Consider the following 20,777-nt stretch of genomic DNA (forward strand, 5'->3'; position numbering starts at 1 on the left):
CGTTTATCACAAAACCTGCTTGACGGTCTCGGCCACCTTGTCGGCGGTCAGCCCGAAGAATTTGAACAGCGCACCGGCCGGCGCCGACTCGCCGTAGCGGTCGATGCCGACCACGGCGCCCTCCAGGCCCACGTACTTGTGCCAGAAGGCGGTGACGCCGGCCTCGACCGCGACGCGCGGCAGGCCCTTGGGCAGCACGGAAGCCTTCCAGGCGGCATCCTGCTGGTCGAAGACGTCGGTGCTGGGCATGGAGACCACGCGCACGGCGATGCCTTCCTTGGCCAATTGCGCCTGGGCGTCCAGCGCCAGGCCGACTTCGGAACCGGTGGCGATGATGACGGCGCGCGCACCCTCTGCATCGCGCAGCACGTAGCCGCCGCGGGCGATGGCGCGGACGGTGTCGGCATCGCGCGGCACGAACGGCAGGTTCTGGCGCGACAGCAGCAGCGCCGACGGGCCGCCTTCGCGGACGTCCATGCCGATGCTGGCGGGGCGGCTGACGGCGTGGCCCCAGGCCACGGCGGTTTCGGTGGTGTCGCAAGGACGCCAGAGCGACAGGTTGGGAATCAGGCGCAGGCTGGACGCGTGCTCGATCGATTGGTGCGTGGGACCGTCTTCGCCCAGGCCGATGGAGTCGTGGGTGAACACGTGCACCACGCGCTGCTTCATCAGCGCCGCCATGCGGATGGCATTGCGCGAGTAGTCGGAGAACGTGAGGAACGTGCCGCCGAAGGGCAGGTAGCCGCCGTGCAGGGCCACGCCGTTCATGACGGCGGCCATGCCGAATTCGCGCACGCCGTAGTTGATGTGACGGCCGAACTTGATGCCGCCTTCGCCGGCGCGCACCGCGGCCACGCCCTTCCAGTCGGTGAAGTTGGAGCCGGTCAGGTCGGCCGAGCCGCCCAGCATTTCGGGCAGCGTGTCGACCAGCGCGGTGATGGCGAACTGCGAGGCCTTGCGGGAGGCGACGGTCTCGGCCTTCTCGACGGTGCTGGCCACGTAGGCCTGCAGCTTGTCGGCGAAGCCCTCGGGCAGGTCGCCCTTCATGCGGCGCGTGAACTCGGCGGCCTCGGCGGGGAATGCGGCCGCGTAGGCGGCGAAGGCCGCGTTCCAGTCGGCCTGCGACTGGGCGCCGTATTCGCGGGCGTTCCAGCCGTCGTAGACGTCCTGCGGGATGGCGAAGGGCTCGCCGGTCCAGCCCAGCGCGGCGCGCGTGGCGGCGATTTCGTCCTTGCCCAGCGGAGCGCCGTGCACGTCGTGCGTGCCGGCCTTGTTGGGCGAACCCTTGCCGATGACGGTGCGGCAGACCACCAGCGTGGGCTTGGCCGATTGCGCGCGCGCCTGCTTGATGGCGGCGTCGACCGCGTCGACGTCATGGCCGTCCACGCCGCGCACGACGTTCCAGCCATAGCTTTCGAAACGCTTGGCGGTGTCGTCGGCGAACCAGTGCTCGACGTGGCCGTCGATGGAGATGCCGTTGTCGTCGTACAGCACGACCAGCTTGGACAGCTTCAGCGTGCCGGCCAGCGAGCAGGCCTCGTGCGAGACGCCTTCCATCAGGCAGCCGTCGCCCACGAACGCGTAGGTGTGGTGGTCGACGATGGTGTGGCCGGGCTTGTTGAATTCGGCGGCCAGCAGGGCTTCGGCCAATGCCATGCCGACGGCGTTGGACAGGCCCTGGCCCAATGGGCCAGTGGTGGTTTCGACCCCCGGGGTGATGCCCACTTCGGGATGGCCCGGCGTCTTGGAATGCAGTTGGCGGAACTGCTTGATCTCTTCGATCGGCAGGTCGTAGCCGGTCAGGTGCAGCAGCGCGTAGATCAGCATCGATCCGTGGCCGTTGGACAGCACGAAGCGGTCGCGGTTGGCCCAGGCGGGATCGGCCGGATTGTGGCGCAGGTTGCGCGTCCACAGCGCCTGGGCGATCTCGGCCATGCCCATGGGGGCCCCGGGGTGCCCGGAGTTGGCTTGCTGCACGGCATCCATTGCAAGCACGCGCAGGGCGTTGGCCAAGGGGTTGGGGGCAGCGGAGAGGCTCATTCGGCGGGCTCTTGGATCGAAGCGGTTGGACGCCGCGGCGGGCGCCGGCGCCACGGCCGGCGCGGCCGCGGGACGCACGGCATTGCGGCCCTGGATTGCGCCAGGCGCGGGCCTGGAAAACTCAAGATTTTAACACCCGGCCGGGGCCGGCCCCGCCGGGCCGCGGACAGGCCGCAGACCGCCCCTGGCGGGGCCTGTTGGGCGAGCCCGCGCTCGCCCTCGGGCACAACCGCCCCGCGGCAAAATGGTAGGCTAGCCGCCACTGGCCCACCCCCACCCCTTTGCCCGATGTCCCTGCCCCGCTTCTATTGCGAACTGCCGCTGGTTTCCGGCGCCCTGCTGCCCCTGCCCGAGGCGCTGGCCCACCACGCCGTGCGCGTGCTGCGGGTGCGCGACGGCCAGGACATCGTGCTGTTCGACGGCCAGGGCGGCGAATACCCCGCCGTGCTGAAGGTGCAAGGCCGCGCGGTGCACGCCCAATTGGGAGAACACCGCGCGCACGAGGCCGAACTGGCCGGCGCGATCACGCTGGTGCAGGGCCTGCCCAGCGGCGACAAGATGGATTGGGTGGTCGAAAAGGCCGTGGAGCTGGGCGCCGTGCGCGTGGCGCCGATCAGCGCGCAGCGCAGCGTGGTGCAGTTGTCCGGCGCCCGCGCCGACAAGCGCCTGGCGCACTGGCGCCGCATTGCCCAGTCGGCCGCCGAACAATGCGGCCGAAACCGGCTGATGCAGGTCGACGCGCCCTGCACGCTGGCGCAGTGGCTGCGTGAAGCGCCTCAGGGCCCGCGCCTGCTGTGCCATCCCGAAGCCGAACTGTCGCTGGCGCAGGTGCTGGCGCAGGACCCCGCGCCCCGGCGCATCAGCTTGCTGGTGGGCCCGGAAGGCGGCTGGTCGGATACGGAGTTGCAGGCCGCCCGGCAGGCCGGCACGACGGCGGTGCGATTCGGCCCGCGCGTGCTGCGCACGGAAACCGCCGGCCTGGCCTTGATGGCCGCTGCCAGCGCCTTGCTCGACTGGTGAGCCGCGGTTCGGCGCAGGCGGAGCGTCCCTGGCGGACGGCGCCGTTCCCGCACGCCGTCCCTTACAGGGCGTCCCTTACAGGGCGTCCGCAATGACTGGAAACAAGAGAAAGGCGCGCGGCCGATAGACGCGCGGCGCCCGCCGGTTCAAGCCTCGCCGTAAGGCGCGGCGGCAATCCCCGGTTCGGGGTCGGGATGGCGGCCGGCATGTTCGACCACGTAGCAGAACACGCGACCGTTCTCGGTGGCGAACTGCGCGGCGTCGGCGCATACGCCCTCGATGCTGGCGGCGTCTTCCATCAACGCGGGATCGCCCGAATGCAGCCGGTACAGCCACAGCACCACGCCTTCCTTGTGGTCGAGCACGGTGTCGCACAGGCAGTCATACAGGGCATCGAGATTGCCGCCGAAATACTCAGGGAAATCCACGGCCTTGGCCACGGCGCGCAACACGGCGGAGCGGCTGCGGGCACGGTCGCAGTCAGCCACCATCAAGGTCATGCCGAGTTCTTGCGTTGCATCGACCATGGCCTGCTTCTCGCCGCCATCATGGTCGATGGCGCCGCCACGTTTCAACTGGCGCTGCAGCGTTGCTTGGCCGTTACGCGTCATGCCCGGGCCTCCTGGAAAAACCTGGTGACTTCATCAATACGCCGCATCGTATCGGCATAACCCAGTTCGATCAATCGCCGTGTGTATCCGGCTTCGAACAGCAGATACGACATGAGAGCACCGCCCCCCGGGCGGTCCGGGTCGGACGATACACCGAGTACGCGAAAAAGGGTACGGGCCTCGGACGGAAGGTCCTGCAGGTGCTCCAACGCCAGTTGGTCCAGCGAGCGGCTGGGCGTCAGCGTCAGGACGTCCACGCGCCGGGTGGCCGCGCCCTCGGGCAGGTCGGCATGCTCGAGCAGCGCGTTGGTGCGCTCCAGGCGCTCGACGTCCACCGCCAGGCTGTCCAGGAAGATGCTGGACATGGCATGGCCCGCCACCTGCGCCAGCGAGGGATAGGGCGGGTCTTGATGGCGTTCCTCGGGATGGGTGTCGTCGCGGTAGCCGGTGCCGACGACCAGCACCCGGTCGGCGCCCAGGTGGATGGCCGGGCTGATGGGCGCCAGTTGCCGCATCGAGCCGTCGCCGCACCACTCCACCTGGCCCTGCACCCGCACGGCGCGCGCCGGGAACACGAACGGAATGGCCGACGAGGCCAGCAGATGATCGACCGTGATCGGCGTGGGCACCGCGCGGCGCAGGAAGCGGTGCCAGGGATCGATGGGCCGGCCCGCCTGGTAGAAGGTCAGGTGCTCGCCGCTGGTATAGCCGGAGGCCGTGACGGCCAGCGCCGACACGAAGCCATGCGACAGGTTGGCCTGCAAGCGGTGGAAATTGACCGTGCGCGCCAGCAATTCGGCCAGCGGCGAGTTGTCCAGCAGCGAACGCGGACGCTTGTCGTTCCTGCCCGCCAGCATCCAGCCCAGCGACAGCAGCCCCAGCCAGCGCACGCCGGTGCGCGCCAGGCTGGACGCATCGGCACGGTAGACCATCGAGGTCTGCAGCGATTCCCACAGCTTGCGCATGCGGGCCACCGCCCGATGCGGGGTATGGGCGCGGCAGGCCAGCGCCGCGGCGTTGATGGCGCCGGCCGAGGTGCCGCAGATGATGGGGAAAGGGTTGACGAAGCCGGCGCGGCCATCGGGATCGAGGATCTCGAGCACTGCGGCCAGCACGCCGACCTGGTAGGCGGCACGCGCGCCGCCGCCCGTCAGCACCAGTCCGGTTGGCCGGACCCGCGGCCGGTTCAGGGCCGGCTGCCCGGGCCCCGTGGACTCAACGCGGGGTATTCGCATCCACCACCGACAACGCGGTCATGTTGATGATGCGGCGCACCGTGGCGCTGGATGTCAGGATGCTGACCGGCGCGTTGGCGCCCAGCAGGAACGGGCCCACGGCCACGTTGCCGCCCGCGGCGGTCTTCAGCAGGTTGTACGCGATGTTGCCCGAGTCCACGTTCGGGCAGACCAGCAGATTGGCCTCGCCCTTGAGCGTGGACGACGGCAGCAGGCGCATGCGCAGCGCCTCGTCCAGCGCGCAGTCGCCGTGCATCTCGCCGTCGATCTCCAGTTCGGGCGCGGTATCGCGCACGCGTTCGAGCACTTCGCGCATCTTGGCGCCGGACGCCCAGTTGCCGGTGCCGAAATTCGAGCGCGACAGCAGCGCCACCTTGGGCGCCAGGTTCAGGCGGCGCATTTCCTCGGCGGCGGCCACGGTGAATTCCGCGATCTGTTCGGCGGTCGGGTCGTCGTTGACGTGCGTGTCCACCAGCGCCACCGTGCGCTCGTCCAGCAGCAGGATGTTCATGGCGGCGTAGGTCTTGGCGCCCGGACGCTTGCCGATCACTTCGTCGATGAAGCGCAGGTGATCATGGTATGCGCCCACCGCGCCGCAGATCATGCCGTCGGCGTCGCCCACGCGCACCATCATCGCGCCGATCAGCGTCAGGCGGCGGCGCATTTCCACGCGCGCCATTTCCTTGGTGATGCCGCGGCGGCACATCAGCTCCCAGTACGTCGTCCAGTACTGGTGGAAGCGCTCGTCGTACTCGGGGTTGGTGACTTCCACGTCCTTGCCCAACTGCAGGCGCAGGCCGTACTTCTCGATGCGCGCGGAGAGCACGGCGGGCCGGCCCACCAGGATGGGCCGGGCCAGGCCTTCGTCCACCACGGCCTGCACGGCGCGCAGCACGCGCTCGTCCTCGCCCTCGGTGAACACGATGCGCGACTTGGCGCCCTCGCGCACCATGCGCTTGGCCGCGCCGAACAGCGGCTTCATGAACGCGCCGGAGTGATACACGAACTGCTGCAGCTGTTCGACGTAGGCATCCAGGTCGGCCAGCGGGCGCGTGGCCACGCCGCCGTCCATGGCCGCCTTGGCCACCGCCGGCGCGATGCGCACGATCAGGCGCGGGTCGAACGGCTTGGGAATCAGGTAATCGCGGCCGAACGAGATGTCGTAGGTGCCGTAGGCGGCCGCCACCACTTCGTTCTGCTCTTCCTGCGCCAGCTTGGCGATGGCGAGCACCGCCGCCATCTCCATCTCGCGCGTGATGGTGGTCGCGCCCACGTCCAGCGCGCCACGGAAGATGTACGGAAAGCACAGCACGTTGTTGACCTGGTTCGGATAGTCCGAACGGCCCGTGGCCATCACCACGTCGTCGCGCACCGCGTGCGCCACTTCCGGCAGGATCTCCGGCGTCGGGTTGGCCAGCGCCAGGATCAGGGGGTTGGCGGCCATCGTGGCCACCATTTCCGGCTTGAGCACCCCGCCCGCCGACAGGCCCAGGAACACGTCCGCGCCGGCAATCACTTCCGCCAGCTTGCGCGCCCCGGTGGGCTTGGCGTAGCGCGCCTTGTCCGGGTCCATCAGCGTCGTGCGGCCTTCGTAGACCACGCCCTCGATGTCCGTCACCCAGATGTTCTCCAGCGGCAGGCCCAGGTCCACCATCAGGTCCAGGCAGGCCAGCGCCGCCGCGCCCGCGCCCGAGGTGACCACCTTGACCTGCCCGATGTCCTTGCCCACGACCTTCAGGCCGTTGATGAACGCCGCACTGACCGTGATGGCCGTGCCGTGCTGGTCGTCGTGAAAGACCGGGATCCTCATGCGCTCGCGCAGCTTGCGCTCGACCGTGAAGCACTCCGGCGCCTTGATGTCTTCCAGGTTGATGCCGCCGAACGTGGGCTCCAGGCCCGCGATGATGTCGACCAGCTTGTCCGGATCCGTCTCGTTGATCTCGATGTCGAACACGTCGATGCCGGCGAACTTCTTGAACAGCACCGCCTTGCCTTCCATCACCGGCTTGGACGCCAGCGCCCCGATGTTGCCCAGGCCCAGCACCGCCGTGCCATTGGTGATCACGCCCACCAGGTTGCCCCGGCCGGTGTAGCGGAATACGTTGGCCGCATCGTCGACGATCTCTTCACAGGCCGCCGCCACGCCGGGCGAGTAGGCCAGCGCCAGGTCGCGCTGGTTGGAGAGTTGCTTGGTGGGTGTGACCGAGATCTTTCCCGGGCGGCCGTGCTCGTGGTATTCGAGAGCGGCCTTGCGAAAGTTGGCATCCATGTGGGGCTGGCGATGTCCGACAAGGTTGAAGGGAGCAATGCGGCGACTCTTGCCTCGTGTCCGCGCGCGGCGAGGGCCGGCAGCCGCGGGGATCCGCAAGGCCGGCGCCAGGATCCGCCAGGCCGGCACGGGAAGAGGCGCGCCCTGGATGTGGGCGCGCGGGAATCTCGCGCTATCTTACTCTCGCCTTTGACGAGGCTTGCGATGTTGCAATGCACCGCGGCGCAACCGCCCTCGCCCAGCGCGTCTTGCGCCACTCACGCTGCCCCATCCAGGCGGGACCTCGCGGGCGGCGCCCCTCAGGACCCGCCATACAGGCCCGCGGGATCGAAGCATTGGCCGATGCGGATATCGAGCCGCCGCGCGGCCGATGACCGCAGAGAGGCCTCCTCGCCCGCCACGGCGCCCCCTTCGGCCGAGGCCCCCATCCCGGCCGATTCAGAGGCCGACGCCGCAGCCCGTGACAAGGCCATCCCGACCGCGGGCACGAGCATGGCCCCCTCGACCCATCCCAGCGTGCCTCCATGGCCCAGCAGCAGATGCGCCAGATTGACGCCATGGGGATCCCTGGGCCTCAAGGCATCCAGCCTGTAGCGGCCAGGCCACTGCGCCGCCGCCAGGCAGGTCGCCGCATCCGCCTGGCCCGCCAAATGGAACAGCGCCGGAATCAGCCGTTGCGCCGTGGCCGTGCGCAACGGCCGCAGGTCGTCCTGGCCGAACGGCCCCAGGGTTTCGGCGCTGCCGTCGGCCAGCAGCACGTCCAGCTCGCGCACGCCGCTGGCGGCGGTCTGGCCGATGGGCCAGGCGCCCTGCCGGGCCAGCCACAGCGCCAGCGTCTGGTCCGGCGGTGCGCCGGCGAATTGGGTCAGGCCGGCCTGCGCCAGATCCCCCGCCAGGCAGCCGGGGCCGGCACGCCAGCCCGGTCCAGCCTGAGCCAGGACATTCAGTCCGGAAGGATCCACCACCAGCAACGGCGGATCGGCCTCGTGTTCGGCGCGCAGGGCCGGTGGCGTGCCCGCCAGCGCGAGCACCGCCCCGTATTCGGCGCACAGCGCGCGGGCCTGGCGCACGTCGGCCGCATCGCGCGCCGTCAGGTGCGCCCGGCGCGGGCCGGTGTCCTGCAACGCGCCCCGCGCCACGCGCGACAGCCGCGCGCGCAGTTCGTCCCAGGCCGTGCGGACCGGCCGTCGTCCAAGCAGGAACGCGCGCCGCGATGACTGCATGACTACAATCCTTTTTTCGCCGAGAACCCTTCCATGCCACGCCTCGCCTCACGCACCCAAGACTTCCTGACGTTCCACGTCGTCGAGTTGTTCAAAGAAGCCCAGGCCCTGATGGCCGCCGGACGCGACATCGTCAGCCTGGGCATCGGCGAGCCGGATTTCACCGCCCCGCCCCAAGTGGTGGAAGCCCTGCAGCGCGCCGCGGCGTCGGGACACAGCGGCTACACCGCGCCGGCCGGATTGATGCCGCTGCGCGAGGCCATCGCCGCATTCTACGCAAGCGAGTTCGGCGCGGCGGTACATCCCTCGCGCGTCATCGTCACGGCGGGCGCCTCGGGCGCGCTGGCCCTGGCCTGCGCCGCGCTGGTCAACCCGGGCGCCGAAGTGCTGATGCCCGATCCCTCGTATCCCGCCAACAGCAATTTCGTGCTGTCCGCGGGCGGCCGTCCACGGCTGATTCCCAGCAGCGCGGCCGGGCGCTTCCAGTTGTCGGCCGCGGACGTGCGCGCGCATTGGGGCCCGGCCACGCAGGGCGTGCTGGTGGCCTCGCCCAGCAACCCCACCGGCACCTCCATCGCGCCGGCGGAACTGGCCGAGCTGCTGGCCGCGGTGCGCGAGCGCAACGGCTACGCCATCGTCGACGAAATCTACCTGGGCCTGTCCTACGAGGGCCAGCCGCGCTCCGCGCTGACCCTCGACGACGACGTCATCGTCATCAACAGCTTCTCGAAGTACTTCCACATGACCGGCTGGCGCCTGGGCTGGATGATCGTGCCGCAGGCCATCGCCGACACGGTCGAGAAAATGGCGGCCAGCCTGGCGATCTGCGCACCCACGCTGGCGCAGCATGCCGCCCTGGCCTGCTTCGCGCCGGCCACGCTGAAGATCTACGAACAGCGCCGCGAGGCCTTCCGCCAGCGGCGCGACTACCTGCTGCCCGAATTCGAGCGGATGGGCCTGCCGGTGCCCGTGCGCCCGGACGGCGCGTTCTATATCTACGCCGACCTGAGCACGCTGGGCGTGGACAGCACCGCGTTCTCGAAGCGCCTGTTGCACGAGGCCGGCGTGGCCGCGGTGCCCGGGGTGGACTTCGGCCCGGCGCACGGCGCGCACACGATGCGGTTCTCGTACGCCACCGGGCTCGATCGCCTGCGGGAGGCGGTCGCGCGCATCGGGCGCGTGCTGTAGGGCACACGCCCGATGGGCAACGATTCAGGCAGAGGACGGCAAGCGGCCCTGTATCAATCGCGCGCCAGCGCGATGCCCGAGGCCAGCGCCAGGCGGCGGCGCTCGGCCTGCACCTTGGCGCCGTAGCCGTTGTCATCCAGGCCGGACGCGCCGACATAGCACGCCAGGCCGGCGGACACCGAGCCGCGGCGATCGATACAGTCGCGCAGGATCGTGGTGCCGACATGGATGTTGGCCACCGGATCCAGCGCGGTGCCCTTGCGGCCGGCATCGGCCAGGGCGTCGAACTTGTCCTGGTGCACGCGCGTCATGACCTGCATCAGGCCCTGCGCGCCCACCGCGCTTTCGGCGAAGGGGTTGTAGCGCGATTCGATGGCGATCACGGCCAGCAGCAGCAGCGGATCGATGCGCTGCTCGCGGCCGACGCGATACGCCGTATTCACCAGCACACCGGTCGCGTCGTACGCCACCTTGTACTTGCGCGAGATATAGTTGCGCAACGCTTCCACCTGGGCGCCGGACGTGCCGGCCGGGGCGTTGCGCTTGGCGGCCGCGGACTTGCCCGCGGCGGTTTTGTCGCTGCCCAGCGGGCCCAGCAGGCCGGTGGCGTTGCTGGCGGGCGCGGCGGGTACCGCCATGGCGACGGCGGTTGCGGCTTCGAGCCCCGTTTCGGGGTTCAGGTCAGACTCCAGAGCGATCTGCGCGGATGTAGGAGCCAGGGCGGTCAGCAAGGCTTTGTGCACCTGCAATGCCTGGTCTCGAAGACCGGGCAACGCGAATCCCATGCTGACCGTGACGATGACCGCGATGCCCAGATATACAGAGCAGATGCGCAGCCATTCGGCCAGTTGGCGGTGCACTCCTTGGGCCAGCCGGCGGACGGCGGCCACTGACGCATCGGGCATGACGACCTCCTGCGTAAAGAAGTGAAGAGGTGGATGTTAACCTCTCATCATAGACACATATGTAACCAAATTACCGGGGCCCCCGCAGTGAAGTACCGAGACCTCCGAGATTTCATCGACCAGCTCGACCGCCGTGGCGAACTCAAGCGCATCGCCGCGCCCGTTTCCACGAAGCTCGAAATGACCGAGATCGCCGACCGCGTGCTGCGCGCCGGCGGCCCCGCGCTGCTGTTCGAGAACGCACGGCACGGCGAGGCGCCGGCCGGCATGCCGGTGCTGGCCAACCTGTTCGGCACGCCGCGCCGCGTGGCCTGGGGCATGGGCGCCGAGGACGTCGGCGCGCTGCGCGAGACCGGTGAACTGCTGGCTTCGCTGCGCGAGCCCGAACCGCCGCGCGGCCTGCGCGACGCCTTCGCCAAGGTATCCATGCTGAAAGCCGCGCTGTGGGACATGGCGCCCAAGCGCGTGCGCAGCCCGGCCTCGCAGGAAATCGTCTGGGAAGGCAACGACGTCGACCTGTCGCGCCTGCCCATCCAGACCTGCTGGCCCGGCGACGTGGCCCCGCTGCTGGCCTGGGGACTGGTGATCACGCGCGGCCCCAATGCGCGCCGCCAGAACCTGGGCATCTATCGCCAACAGCCCATCGCGCGCAACAAGCTGATCATGCGCTGGCTCTCGCATCGCGGCGGCGCGCTCGACTTCCGCGACCACGCGCAGGCGCATCCCGGCACGCCCTTCCCGGTGGCGGTGGCGCTGGGCGCCGATCCGGCCACCATCCTGGGCGCCGTCACGCCCGTGCCCGACACGCTGTCCGAATACCAGTTCGCCGGCCTGCTGCGCGGTTCGCGCACAGAGGTGGCCCAGGCGCTGGGCAGCGAACTGTCGGTGCCGGCCTGGGCCGAGATCGTGCTGGAAGGCCATCTGCTGCCCGCCGGCGATCCGCGCGCGGGGGCGCCCACCGTGCCCGACGGCGTGAATCCGCCGCCCGACACCGGCTACGAGATGGCGCTGGAAGGTCCCTACGGCGACCACACCGGCTACTACAACGAGCAGGACTGGTTCCCGGTGTTCACGGTGGAGCGCATCACCATGCGGCGCAACCCCGTCTACCACTCCACCTACACCGGCAAGCCGCCGGACGAGCCCGCCGTGCTGGGCGTGGCGCTGAACGAAGTGTTCGTGCCGCTGCTGCGCCGCCAGTTGCCCGAGATCGTCGACTTCTACCTGCCGCCCGAAGGCTGCAGCTACCGCCTGGCGGTGGTGTCGATCCGCAAGCAGTACGCGGGCCATGCCAAGCGCGTGATGTTCGGACTGTGGAGCATCCTGCGCCAGTTCATGTACACCAAGTTCATCGTGGTGGTGGACGAGGACATCGATCCACGCGACTGGAAGGAAGTGGTCTGGGCCATGACCACCCGCATGGACCCGGTGCGCGACACGGTGCTGGTGGACCGCACGCCCATCGACTACCTCGATTTCGCTTCGCCCGTGTCGGGGTTGGGCGGCAAGATGGGCCTGGACGCCACCAACAAGTGGCCCGGTGAAACCGACCGCGAATGGGGTACGCCGATCCGCATGGACGACGACGTGAAGAAACGCGTGGACGCGATGTGGGGCGACCTGGGGCTGTAGGCAACACCGGCAGCCGTCACGGCGCGGGTAAAGAAGCCCTTTCTCGGCACCGCCCCCGAAGGCCGGTGCTCGGGGGGGGGCGGTTCGGATCGAGCGGCTTTTTTACTTGGCGTGCCGCGCGGGGTGCCGCGCGGCGGCGGGAGCGTGGGCCTGGCCGGCCTCGTCATCCTGCTTCGAGGCGCGCCAAGCCTTGAACAGCTGCCAGCCGGCCAGGCCGGCGCCGGCCACCTTCAGCAGGCCACGGCGCTTGCCGCCGCCCAGCAGGACCGACGACAGCGTGGAACTGACGATGGGATAGCGCCGGGCCAGCGACACGGCCTGCCAGAGCATGGACGCGCCGGTCTTGGCGCCGCCGCCGCTCACCAGGCCCGCCAGGCTGGAAGGCAGCAGGCCGCGGATGAGATTGGACGGCGCCAGGTCATGGCCGGTTTCAATGAGGCGCTGGGCCAGGGTTTCTCGTTCGAGGGCCGCACGGGCGCGCAGCATCTCGATGCGCACCTGGCGTTCGACGGCGGGAGTGATGCGGGCCATGGCTCAGCGCTCCTGCGCGCGGCCGTGGCCGGGCGCGTCGTAATCATCGTCGTCGACCCGCACGCGCTCGAGCATCGCCACGTCCTGCTGCAACGCATCGAGCGTGGCCGCGAAAGGCGAAGGGTCATGCACCAGCAGGCGGCGCACGGTCATCAGCAGCCCCACGCCGATCAGGGCGTAGACGCCGGCCAGGCAACCCAGCGCCATGTAGCGCTGCTCGGTGGGCCATACGGCCACGGCGATGGCGATGGTGACCACCAGCACCGCGAGCGTCAGGAACAGCAAGGCGCCGAAGGCCATGACCAGAAGCTTGACCAGGCGCGACTTTTCCTCGGCCGCTTCGAGGCCGAACAATTCGAGGCGCGTGCGCAGCAGTCCGACCAGACTGGACGCCACGCCGATGACGGATCTACGCAGATTCATGTAGGGACCCGGGGCGGACACGCGGCCGGCGCAACCGGCCGTGCATCCAGGCCGGCTCAGCGGCGGCTGATCAGCAAGCCAATCAGCAGGCCGGTCACGCCCGCGATGGAAATGGCTTGCCAGGGATTGTCGTGCACGTAGTCATCGGTGGCGCGCGCCGCGCGGCGGCCCCGTTCCAGCACGGCGTCTTGCGCGTCGTACAGCGCTTCACGGGTGCGCTTGAGCGAAACCATGGCGCGGTCGCGCAGTTCGGCGGCCTTGTCGCCGGTGGTGCCGGCGGCTTCGCGCAGCAGATTCTCGGCGTCGTTCAGGCTGGTCTTCACGCTGTCGATCAGCTTTTCTTTCTCTTTAGCGACTTCGTCGGATCTTCTCGAATTCATGCTGGGCTCCTCGGTAAGAGTCAAAGGGCAGGTCGATCATACCAGCGACCCGCGCAAAAGCAGGGACAGTCTTGCTACGGCATGCAACCGCTACTTCATTTGCGTAATCTCGACCGTGGATTTCACGTTGCCCGGCTGCTCGATATCCTGGCGCATCACCATGTCGACCTTCGGGCAGAACCAGTCGGTGACGGTGGTGTTCAAGCCCGGAATCGGCAGGGTCAGGCCCTTGAAGGTGGCCATGGTCGGATCGGTGTCGCGCGTATAGGTGATGGGCCAGCACGAATAGCGGCCCACCGGGGTATCCAGGTTCTGGCGCTTGCCCACGCGCTTCTCGCCGATGCGCACGGTGGTGCTGGGACGCCCCCCCACCGGAGCGTCGCGGCCGATGTTCAGCCGGTAATTGGCGCCCGGCAGGCGCTGGCCCTCGCCCGTGACGCTAGCGTAGGCGAACAGGCCGAGCATGCGCAGGTCGAACTGGCCCTCTTCCTGCGGCTGTCCGCCGGCCTTGTCGTAGCGCACGAACGTGGCCTGGCCGTTCCTGACCGTCATCAGGTAATCCAGCTTGGACTTGCCGGGCGGCAGGCCCGCGTAGCCGAACGATGCCGTGCCGGTGATGCGCGCGCGGCACTGGTTGCCGCTTTGCCTGGCGACCTCGGCAAAGGCCAGGTCGGCGCCCAGCGCGATATTGCCCTTGCCGGTCAGTTGCACCTGCCCGCCGTCGCGCATGAACGGCGCATCGCACACGCCAGCCTGCGCGGCGCCGGATACCGCGGCCAGCGCGGCGGCCACCGGCAGGAAAGAATGCAAACCCTTTTTCATCGCCACAAAACCGCTCCTGCAATATATAGACGCACCCATGTGGTGGACGGCTGTTCCGATACTACACCGCAAGAATCGTGCGGGGCATTCCCGTATTGACCGGAAACAAGGGTTTTTACTCGGTTCGCTGCGAGCGCGTTTCTCTATATATTCCAGGCCACAACAAAATAGCCGTCCTTCGCCACCCTGAATGCCGGCGCAGTGTCCACCAAACACGTCGATACTCAAACGGGCTTACCCGAGCCAACCCAGGAGACTTGCCATCATGCAGCGCCGTTCGTTCCTCAAGAAAGCCACCCTCGGAGCCGCAGCGGGCGGCGCCACCCTCGCCGCGCCGGCCATTGCCCAGGATACGCCGGCCATCGCGTGGCGACTGGCGTCCAGCTTCCCGCGCAGCGCCGACGCCATCTACTCGGGCGGGGAAAGCGTGGGCAAGTACGTCTCCGAGGCGACCAACGGCAAGTTCACCATCCGCACCTTTCCCGCCGGTGAGATCGTCCCCGCGCTGCAGGTCCTCGATGGCGTGCAGAACGGCACGGTCGAGGCCGGCCACAGCGCGTCCTACTATTACTACGGCAAAGACCCCGTCCTGAGCTTCGACGCCGCGGTGCCCTTCGGCCTGAACACGCGCCAGATGAACGCCTGGATGCGGCACGGCGAAGGGCTGTCGCTGATGCGCGAGGTGTTCAAGAGCTACAACATCGTCAACTTCCCCTGCGGCTACACCGGCACGCAGATGGGTGGCTGGTTCCGCAAGGAGATCAAGTCGGCCGACGACCTCAAGGGGCTGAAGTTCCGCGTCAGCGCCTTCGCCGGCGCCGTCCTGTCGCGCCTGGGCGTGGTGCCGCAGCAGATCGCCGGCGGCGACATCTACCCCGCCCTGGAAAAGGGCACGATCGATGCGGCCGAATGGATCGGCCCGTACGACGACGAGAAGCTGGGCTTCAACAAAGTGGCGCCCCACTACTACTACCCCGGCTGGTGGGAGGGCACGCTCCAGGTGTCGCTCTACGTCAACCAGGAAGCCTACAACAAGCTTCCCAAGCACTACCAGGCCGTGCTGGCGCAGGCCTGCGCCGCCGCCACCAACGACATGATCGCCAAGTACGACGCCGAAAACCCGGCGGCGCTGCGCAGGCTGATCGCCGGCGGCGCGCAGCTCAAGTCCTTCCCCAAGCCGGTGCTGGACGCCTGCTATGCCGAGTCGGTCAAGCTCTATGACGAACTGAGCGGCAAGAGCCCGATGTTCAAGAAGGTCTACGAAAGCATGCGCGCCTTCCGCGACAACGAACTGCCGTGGTTCCGTGTCGCCGAAGGCAGCTACGACAGCTACATGGGCACGATCGGCCGCGGCAAGTAAGAAAGCATCGCCGCAGCGTGCCGCCACCCCGTGGCGGCACGCGCCTTCCTGGCTCCTTCCCCACCCCCTCGTCCGTGTCACGGACTGGATCGCATCATGAATGCCCTGCTCGCCCTCTCCCGTTTGATCGACGCGATCAACACGGCGGTGGGCCGCGCGGTGACGTGGCTGACCTTGATCGTCGTGCTCGTCAGCGCCGGCAATGCCGTCGTAAGAAAAGTCTTCAACACCAGTTCCAACGCGTGGCTGGAACTGCAGTGGTATCTGTTCGGCGCGCTGTTCCTGCTGGCGGCCGGCTATACGCTGCTGCGCAACGAACACGTCCGCGTGGACGTGCTGGCCTCGCGCCTGCCACGCCGCACCCAGCTCTACATCGAGATCTTCGGCGTCGTCTTCTTCCTGATGCCGGCATGCCTGCTGATCCTCTGGCTATCGTGGCCGATGTTCATGGACTCGTATCTCACCAACGAGCAGTCCTCCAATCCCGGCGGGCTGGTGCGCTGGCCCGTCAAGCTGATGATCCCCGTGGGCTTCGCCCTGCTGGTGCTTGCCGGCCTGTCGCACCTGATCAAGTGCGTGGGCTTCCTGATGGGGCGCTGCGCCGATCCGGGCGCGCGTGACGAAGGCGTCTCCGCCGAAGAGGCGCTGGCACAGGAAATCGCCGAGGAGGCCCGCGCGCGCGAAGCCCAGGCCGCCACCGCAGAAAGCGCAGGGAAAGGACGCTGACCATGGAATTCTTCATCGCAAACATGGCGCCCATCATGTTCGCCACCCTGGTGGTGTTCCTGCTGCTGGGCTTCCCCGTCGCGTTCGCGCTGGCCGCCAACGGTATCCTGTTCGGCCTGATCGGCATGGAACTCGGGCTGCTGAACGCCGCGCTGTTCCAGGCGCTGCCGCAACGGGTCTTCGGGATCATCGCCAACGATACCCTGCTGGCCATTCCCTTCTTCACCTTCATGGGGCTGATCCTCGAACGCTCCGGCATGGCCGAAGACCTGCTGGAGACGATCGGCCAGCTCTTCGGCACCGTCCGCGGCGGGCTGGCCATCGCGGTCGTGTTCGTGGGCGCGATGCTCGCGGCCACCACGGGCGTGGTCTCGGCCTCGGTCATCTCCATGGGGTTGATCTCGCTGCCGATCATGCTGCGCTATGGCTACGACCGGCGCCTGGCCACGGGCATCATCGCGGCCTCGGGCACGCTGTCGCAGATCATCCCGCCCTCGCTGGTGCTGATCATCCTGGCCGACCAGTTGGGCCGCTCCATCGGCGACATGTACCGCGGCGCCATCCTGCCCGGTTTCCTGCTGGCGGGCTCCTATGTGGTCTACGTCGTGGTGATGTCGTACCTGAAGCCGGGTTCGGCCCCGGCGCTGCCCGAGTCGGCGCGCGCCTTCAAGGAACCCAACGGCCGCCGCGGCGACCGCTCGCTGGGCGTGCTGATGGGGATCTCCGCGCTGTCGGCCTATCTGCTCACCGAGTTCATCGAATCGGAGGCCGCCCCCGTCGACGAGAAAATCGTCCTGTCCCTGCTGATCTGGGGCCTGACCGCGTTCATCATCGCCGGCACGAATCGACTGCTGAAGCTGGGGCTGCTTTCGAAGCTGGCCGAGCGCGTCACCTTCGTGATGATTCCTCCGCTGTTCCTGATCTTTCTCGTGCTGGGCACGATCTTCATCGGCGTGGCCACCCCGACGGAAGGCGGCGCCATGGGCGCGGTGGGAGCGATCATCATGGCGCTGACGCGCGGCCGGCTGAGCCTGTCCCTGCTCAAGCAGGCCATGGACACCACGACCAAGCTGTCCACCTTCGTGGTGTTCATCCTGGTGGGCTCCACGGTGTTCGGCCTGACCTTCCGCGGCGTGAACGGCGACCTGTGGGTGGAACACCTGCTGGTGGGCCTGCCGGGCGGCGAGATGGGCTTCCTGATCGCCGTCAGCATACTCACCTTCGTCCTGGCCTTCTTCCTGGATTTCTTCGAACTGGCCTTCATCATCGTCCCGCTGCTGGGGCCGGTGGCGGACAAGCTGGGCATCGACCTGATCTGGTTCGGAGTGCTGCTGGCCGTGAACATGCAGACCTCGTTCATGCACCCTCCCTTCGGCTTCGCGCTGTTCTACCTGCGTTCGGTCGCGCCCAAGAATCGCTATCGCGACCGGGTCACGGGCCAGACCATCGAGCCCGTGACCACCGGCCAGATCTATTGGGGTTCGGTGCCGTTCATCGCCATCCAGCTGACCATGGTGGCCGCGGTCCTGGCCTTCCCCGGCATCGTGATGCACTACAAGGGAGACGCGCCGGAAGTCGACGCCACCAAGATCAAGATCGAGGTGCCCACGAGCGACTACGGAGGCGGCGGCATCTACGGCGGCAACGATCCGGCCGCGGACTTCAAGTAGCGAGGCCCGACGCCTGCGCGAGTACCGGGCGGCGGCGCCGCAGCATGTCCCGGATCTCGGGCACGCAAGAGCCGCAACCCGTGCCGCAGCCCAGTTGCGTCTTCAGCCCGGCCAGGTCGAGTCCGGCGGCGATGCCGGACTCGATCGCGGCATCGGTCACGCCCATGCAGGCACAGACCGTGCGCGCCCGCTTCGCCGCGCCGCCACGGCCCATCAGCAGACGCGCCAGGCCGGCGGGCGCCTCGCCGCCATCTGCCCAGGCCAGCATGCCGGCCTGGGCGCGGGTATCGCCCGCCAGCAGGAATGCATCGGGCCGGCGCGCATCGTCCAGGCCGGCGCGGCGCAGCACGCCACGCGCGGGATCGTCGAAAGCCGCCGCGGGCCGGTCCAGGCGCAGCGCCCGTGCCAGGGCATCCAGCACGTCGGCAGCCGGCGCCGCCTCGGCGGCCAGGCGCAGCCTCAGGCCGCCTCCGCCCAGCGCGGACGGCAACAGCACCGCATAGGGAAAGCGCGCCAGCCAGGGCGCCAACGCCTGCCGCAGCGCGGCCGCGTCACCCCGTAGCCAGGCCATCGCCTGCCAGGGCAACGGGGCCGCCGCCACATCCACCGCGCTGTGCTTCAACTCGGGCTGGTGCGACACGGGATCGCACGCGGGAGGGGTCAGCGCGTTCACGCCATCGCCCGCCATGAAGCCGCTACCCCAGTGCATGGGCAGGAACGCGCGGCCGGGCTCCAGGCCCTCGTCCGCGCGGGCCGGCAGCACGACGGCGCCACGCCGCGAGCGCACGCGCACCAGCGCATCCTCGGCCAGCCCCAGGCCCGCCATCTCCTGGGGATGCAGCGAAATCCAGGGTTCCTCGACGTGCCGCACCAGCGTCGCGGACAGGCCGGTGCGCGCCATGGTGTGCCAGTGGTCGCGCAGGCGGCCCGTGGTCAGCCACAGGGGGAAATCGCCGTCGACGGGGTCGGCCACCGGCACATGGTCCACGTCGATGAAGCGCGCGCGTCCGTCCGGCGTCGGAAAGCGGCCGTCGGCGTACAGGCGCGCCGTGTCGTGGCCGCCGCGCACCGGCCATTGGCGCGGCCCCTGCTCCAGCGCCGCGTAGTCCACCGCGCTGTAGTCCAGGTCGCGCCCGGCGGTCAGGCCGGCGTGCTCGGCGAACACGGCGGCTTCATCGGCGTAGTCGAACAATGCCGCCTTGTGGGGCGCGATCCGCGCGGCCAGACGGCGCGCCACGCCGCATGCCAGCCGCCAATCGGGTTGCGCGCTACCCGGCGGCGCGATGGCCGCGCGCACGCGGCTGATGCGGCGCTCGGAATTCGTCACGCTGCCGTTCTTCTCCGGCCAGGTGGCCGCGGGCAGCACCAGATCGGCATAGGCCAGCGTCTCGGTGTTGGCGAAGGCCTCCTGCACGATGACGAACTCGGCCGCCCGCAGGGCCTGCCGCACGCGCGCCTGGTCGGGCAGCGACTGCGCCGGGTTGGTGGCCGCGATCCACAGCACCTTCACGCGGCCTTCCAGCACGGCGTCGAACATGTGCAAGGCCGGCAGGCCCGGCGTATCCGGCAAGGCCGGCACGCCCCAGGCGGCGGCCACTTCCGCCCGGTGCGCCGCATCGGCCGGATCGCGATGGCCCGGCAGGATAGTCGCCATGCCGCCCGCCTCGCGGCCGCCCATGGCGTTGGGCTGGCCGGTCAGCGAGAATGGCCCGGCGCCCGGCCGCCCGATCTGGCCGGTGGCCAGGTGCAGATGGATCAGCGCCGCGTTCTTGGCCGTGCCGTTCGCGGATTGGTTCAGGCCCATGGTGTACATCGACAGCGCGGCGCCGGCCTGGCCGAACCAGCGCGCGGCCTGCTCGATATCGCTGGCCGGCACGCCGCACAAGGCCTGCGCCACCTGCGGGGGGTAGGCGCCGATGCGCGCCCGCAACGCATCGAACCCTTGCGTGTGCCGCGCGATGTAGCCGCGGTCGATCAGGTCCTCGCGCTCCATCACGTTCAGCATGGCGAGGAACAGGGCCACGTCGCTGCCCGGCGCGATGGCCAGATGCAGATCGGCGATGCCGGCGGTATCGGTGCGGCGCGGATCGACCACCACGACCTTCATGTCCGGCCGCGCGGCTTTCGCGGCCTCCAGCCGGCGGAACAGCACCGGGTGCGCGTACGCCATGTTCGAGCCCGCGATCAGCACCAGGTCGGCGCTGTCCAGATCGTCGTAACAGGCTGGCGGCGCGTCCGCGCCCAGCGTCCTCTTGTAGCCCGACACCGCGCTGGACATGCACAGCCGGGAGTTCGTGTCGATGTTGTTGGTGCCGACCAGCGCGCGCGCCAGCTTGTTGAAGACGGCGTAGTCCTCGGTCAGCAACTGGCCGGACAGGTAGAAGCCCACGGCGTGCGGCCCGTGCCGCCGGATGGTCCCGGCCAGGCGCTCGGCCGCCAGCTCCAGCGCGTCGTCCAGCGCCAGGGGCGCGCGCGCCGCGTCGCGCCTCGGCCGCCACTCGGCCTCGCGCACCCGCGCGGCATCGCGCCGCACGGTGTCGGCCAGCGTGCGGCCCTTGCTGCACAGCCTGCCCTGGTTCGACGGATGATCCGGGTCGCCGGTGACGGACAGGACCTGGTCGCCGCTGGCCTGCACGCGCACGCCGCAGCCAGTGCCGCAATAACAGCAGACGGACGAGACCGTATGCGCCCGGGCATCGGCATGCTTGATGGGAATCGCCGCGATCATGCCGTGCAGGCCTC

Annotated in this window: 17 protein-coding genes; 6 read left to right on the top strand and 11 right to left on the bottom strand. The window is 69.1% G+C overall.

Annotated elements, in window-relative coordinates:
* Positions 1–6: 6 nt before the first annotated feature.
* Positions 7–2,040 (bottom strand): transketolase, encoded by a 2,034-nt coding sequence (gene tkt, locus A6745_RS02120; protein WP_066122962.1) that lies wholly within the window; start codon positions 2,038–2,040, stop codon positions 7–9.
* Positions 2,041–2,328: 288 nt separating this feature from the next.
* Between tkt and A6745_RS02125 the strand changes: the two genes are divergently transcribed.
* Entirely contained in the window at positions 2,329–3,060 is a 732-nt protein-coding gene (locus A6745_RS02125; protein ID WP_066122964.1) for a 16S rRNA (uracil(1498)-N(3))-methyltransferase, read from the top strand.
* A gap of 146 nt (positions 3,061–3,206) precedes the next feature.
* On the opposite strand, the gene A6745_RS02130 is transcribed toward A6745_RS02125, so the two are convergent.
* From A6745_RS02130 to A6745_RS02145, 4 genes are all read right to left on the bottom strand, one after another.
* A complete protein-coding gene (locus A6745_RS02130; RefSeq protein ID WP_066122965.1) occupies positions 3,207–3,671 on the bottom strand; it encodes a barstar family protein in 465 nt (154 codons plus the stop codon).
* Positions 3,668–4,825 (bottom strand): patatin-like phospholipase family protein, encoded by a 1,158-nt coding sequence (locus tag A6745_RS02135; protein ID WP_156513275.1) that lies wholly within the window; start codon positions 4,823–4,825, stop codon positions 3,668–3,670. Before A6745_RS02135 ends, A6745_RS02130 begins: the two co-directional genes overlap by 4 nt.
* A 61-nt stretch (positions 4,826–4,886) precedes the next feature.
* Positions 4,887–7,175, bottom strand: coding sequence for an NADP-dependent malic enzyme (locus tag A6745_RS02140; protein WP_066122969.1), 2,289 nt, complete (start codon positions 7,173–7,175; stop codon positions 4,887–4,889).
* A gap of 299 nt (positions 7,176–7,474) precedes the next feature.
* Positions 7,475–8,398: a hypothetical protein gene (locus A6745_RS02145; protein WP_066122972.1), complete on the bottom strand. Its 924-nt coding sequence runs from the start codon at positions 8,396–8,398 to the stop codon at positions 7,475–7,477.
* A gap of 33 nt (positions 8,399–8,431) precedes the next feature.
* Between A6745_RS02145 and A6745_RS02150 the strand changes: the two genes are divergently transcribed.
* Entirely contained in the window at positions 8,432–9,586 is a 1,155-nt protein-coding gene (locus A6745_RS02150) for a pyridoxal phosphate-dependent aminotransferase (protein ID WP_066122974.1), read from the top strand.
* A 53-nt stretch (positions 9,587–9,639) separates the two neighbouring features.
* On the opposite strand, the gene A6745_RS02155 is transcribed toward A6745_RS02150, so the two are convergent.
* Entirely contained in the window at positions 9,640–10,491 is an 852-nt protein-coding gene (locus tag A6745_RS02155; protein WP_066122977.1) for a lytic transglycosylase domain-containing protein, read from the bottom strand.
* An 87-nt stretch (positions 10,492–10,578) separates the two neighbouring features.
* Between A6745_RS02155 and A6745_RS02160 the strand changes: the two genes are divergently transcribed.
* On the top strand, positions 10,579–12,123 hold the full coding sequence (locus tag A6745_RS02160) for a UbiD family decarboxylase (protein WP_066122980.1): 1,545 nt from the start codon (positions 10,579–10,581) through the stop codon (positions 12,121–12,123).
* Between the two features lie 102 nt (positions 12,124–12,225).
* On the opposite strand, the gene A6745_RS02165 is transcribed toward A6745_RS02160, so the two are convergent.
* The 4 genes from A6745_RS02165 to A6745_RS02180 form a co-directional block, all read right to left on the bottom strand.
* A complete protein-coding gene (locus A6745_RS02165; RefSeq protein ID WP_066122982.1) occupies positions 12,226–12,654 on the bottom strand; it encodes a hypothetical protein in 429 nt (142 codons plus the stop codon).
* A gap of 3 nt (positions 12,655–12,657) precedes the next feature.
* Positions 12,658–13,077 carry a phage holin family protein gene (locus A6745_RS02170; RefSeq protein ID WP_066122984.1) on the bottom strand — a complete coding sequence of 140 codons (420 nt, stop codon included), beginning with the start codon at positions 13,075–13,077 and terminating at the stop codon, positions 12,658–12,660.
* A 56-nt stretch (positions 13,078–13,133) separates the two neighbouring features.
* Complete coding sequence (locus tag A6745_RS02175) at positions 13,134–13,457, bottom strand: DUF883 family protein (protein WP_066122986.1); 324 nt, start codon at positions 13,455–13,457, stop codon at positions 13,134–13,136.
* Between the two features lie 90 nt (positions 13,458–13,547).
* Complete coding sequence (locus A6745_RS02180; protein WP_066122988.1) at positions 13,548–14,279, bottom strand: hypothetical protein; 732 nt, start codon at positions 14,277–14,279, stop codon at positions 13,548–13,550.
* 265 nt (positions 14,280–14,544) lie between these two features.
* On the opposite strand from A6745_RS02180, the gene A6745_RS02185 reads away from it, so the two are divergent.
* From A6745_RS02185 to A6745_RS02195, 3 genes are all read left to right on the top strand, one after another.
* Positions 14,545–15,639, top strand: a complete 1,095-nt coding sequence (locus A6745_RS02185) for a TRAP transporter substrate-binding protein (RefSeq protein WP_066122990.1) — start codon at positions 14,545–14,547, stop codon at positions 15,637–15,639.
* Between the two features lie 96 nt (positions 15,640–15,735).
* Entirely contained in the window at positions 15,736–16,365 is a 630-nt protein-coding gene (locus A6745_RS02190) for a TRAP transporter small permease subunit (protein ID WP_066122992.1), read from the top strand.
* 2 nt (positions 16,366–16,367) lie between these two features.
* Positions 16,368–18,035: a TRAP transporter large permease gene (locus A6745_RS02195; protein WP_066122994.1), complete on the top strand. Its 1,668-nt coding sequence runs from the start codon at positions 16,368–16,370 to the stop codon at positions 18,033–18,035.
* On the opposite strand, the gene A6745_RS02200 is transcribed toward A6745_RS02195, so the two are convergent.
* Entirely contained in the window at positions 18,028–20,763 is a 2,736-nt protein-coding gene (locus tag A6745_RS02200; protein WP_066122995.1) for a nitrate reductase, read from the bottom strand. The genes A6745_RS02195 and A6745_RS02200 overlap by 8 nt on opposite strands.
* Positions 20,764–20,777 lie beyond the last annotated feature (14 nt).

Source organism: Bordetella ansorpii (assembly GCF_900078705.1).
Lineage (GTDB): Bacteria > Pseudomonadota > Gammaproteobacteria > Burkholderiales > Burkholderiaceae_B > Bordetella > Bordetella ansorpii_A.

What these genes read in the sequence shown, in the direction of transcription:
- A6745_RS02185 (WP_066122990.1), top strand. Translation starts at nt 14,545, where the DNA reads ATGCAGCGCCGTTCGTTCCTCAAGAAAGCCACCCTCGGAGCCGCAGCG.
- A6745_RS02175 (WP_066122986.1), bottom strand. Translation starts at nt 13,457, where the DNA reads ATGAATTCGAGAAGATCCGACGAAGTCGCTAAAGAGAAAGAAAAGCTG.
- A6745_RS02200 (WP_066122995.1), bottom strand. Translation starts at nt 20,763, where the DNA reads ATGATCGCGGCGATTCCCATCAAGCATGCCGATGCCCGGGCGCATACG.
- A6745_RS02165 (WP_066122982.1), bottom strand. Translation starts at nt 12,654, where the DNA reads ATGGCCCGCATCACTCCCGCCGTCGAACGCCAGGTGCGCATCGAGATG.
- A6745_RS02170 (WP_066122984.1), bottom strand. Translation starts at nt 13,077, where the DNA reads ATGAATCTGCGTAGATCCGTCATCGGCGTGGCGTCCAGTCTGGTCGGA.
- A6745_RS02130 (WP_066122965.1), bottom strand. Translation starts at nt 3,671, where the DNA reads ATGACGCGTAACGGCCAAGCAACGCTGCAGCGCCAGTTGAAACGTGGC.
- A6745_RS02195 (WP_066122994.1), top strand. Translation starts at nt 16,368, where the DNA reads ATGGAATTCTTCATCGCAAACATGGCGCCCATCATGTTCGCCACCCTG.
- A6745_RS02190 (WP_066122992.1), top strand. Translation starts at nt 15,736, where the DNA reads ATGAATGCCCTGCTCGCCCTCTCCCGTTTGATCGACGCGATCAACACG.
- tkt (WP_066122962.1), bottom strand. Translation starts at nt 2,040, where the DNA reads ATGAGCCTCTCCGCTGCCCCCAACCCCTTGGCCAACGCCCTGCGCGTG.
- A6745_RS02125 (WP_066122964.1), top strand. Translation starts at nt 2,329, where the DNA reads ATGTCCCTGCCCCGCTTCTATTGCGAACTGCCGCTGGTTTCCGGCGCC.
- A6745_RS02180 (WP_066122988.1), bottom strand. Translation starts at nt 14,279, where the DNA reads ATGAAAAAGGGTTTGCATTCTTTCCTGCCGGTGGCCGCCGCGCTGGCC.
- A6745_RS02150 (WP_066122974.1), top strand. Translation starts at nt 8,432, where the DNA reads ATGCCACGCCTCGCCTCACGCACCCAAGACTTCCTGACGTTCCACGTC.
- A6745_RS02145 (WP_066122972.1), bottom strand. Translation starts at nt 8,398, where the DNA reads ATGCAGTCATCGCGGCGCGCGTTCCTGCTTGGACGACGGCCGGTCCGC.
- A6745_RS02140 (WP_066122969.1), bottom strand. Translation starts at nt 7,175, where the DNA reads ATGGATGCCAACTTTCGCAAGGCCGCTCTCGAATACCACGAGCACGGC.
- A6745_RS02155 (WP_066122977.1), bottom strand. Translation starts at nt 10,491, where the DNA reads ATGCCCGATGCGTCAGTGGCCGCCGTCCGCCGGCTGGCCCAAGGAGTG.